The following is a 1232-nucleotide window of genomic DNA, read 5'->3' as shown; positions in this document are numbered from 1 at the left end:
GCACGTAACCCTTCGGGAGTGCAAGGACGAATCCTTTGGTTAGTCCCTCTGTGTTGGTCACTATTTCAATTATGGTACGCATCCCCGTTACCATTTATTTTCAATTTTGGCGTACTGAATGACACTGAAGCGCGAGCGATTCACCTCACTTTCGCGATATTTTTGGCCTTCACTGCTTATCCAGCAATGAAGAACTCTCCGCGTGATCACATTCCTCTTGTGGATTGGATTCTCGCGTTATCGGGTAGCTTTTCAGCTGCCTATATCTACCTTTTCTACACCGAACTCGCAGGACGTTCCGGCGCTCCCACCACTGCCGATATTGTGGTTGCGGTCGTTGGCATGATATTGCTACTTGAAGCGACTCGTCGTGCATTAGGGCCTCCGCTAATGGTTGTGGCCGCCGTGTTCCTGACTTACACGTTTGCTGGCCCTTACATGCCCGATGTCATCGCGCATAAAGGAGCGAGCTTAAACAAGGCCATGTCTCACTTATGGCTAACAACGGAAGGTGTATTCGGTGTCGCATTAGGCGTTTCAACCTCTTTTGTCTTCTTGTTTGTATTGTTTGGCGCCATGCTGGAACGTGCTGGCGCAGGTGCTTACTTCATTAAAGTCGCCTTTTCTTTACTGGGTCATATGAAAGGTGGTCCTGCAAAAGCGGCCGTTGTTGCATCTGGTTTATCCGGGCTTGTTTCTGGCTCTTCAATCGCAAACGTGGTAACCACTGGTACCTTTACCATTCCATTGATGAAACGAGTCGGCTTCCGGGCACAAAAGCGGGTGCCGTTGAAGTGGCAGCGTCAACCAATGGTCAGCTCACCCCGCCAATCATGGGCGCGGCAGCGTTTTTGATGGTGGAATACGTTGGGATTTCTTACGTAGAGGTTATCAAAGCGGCATTACTTCCAGCGCTGATTTCCTACATCGCGTTGATTTACATCGTTCACCTTGAGGCGTGTAAAGCGGGTATGACAGGTCTTCCTCGTCGCCACAACCCAACGTTAGTACAAAGTTTACTTTCCTTTACTAGCACAATCTTGGGACTGTGTGTGATCAGCGCATTGGTTTACTACGGAGTGGGTTGGACGAAAGATGTCTTTGGTGATGCCGCGACGCCAATTGTTACGGTTGCCCTGTTAATTGCGTACGTTGGCTTGGTGAAGATCTCAGCAAATCATGTGCAAGATGGCGCAATTGAGATTGATGCAGAGTTAACAGAAGTACCAGAT

Annotated in this window: 1 pseudogene; it reads left to right on the top strand. The window is 49.1% G+C overall.

The annotated features are described in order from the left end of the window. Positions 1–1232, top strand: a pseudogene (locus tag R7Z50_RS24385) (TRAP transporter permease); the annotation flags it as partial.

Source organism: Vibrio sp. 1249-1 (assembly GCF_033340495.1).
This window is presented reverse-complemented; position numbering and strand designations above follow the sequence as displayed.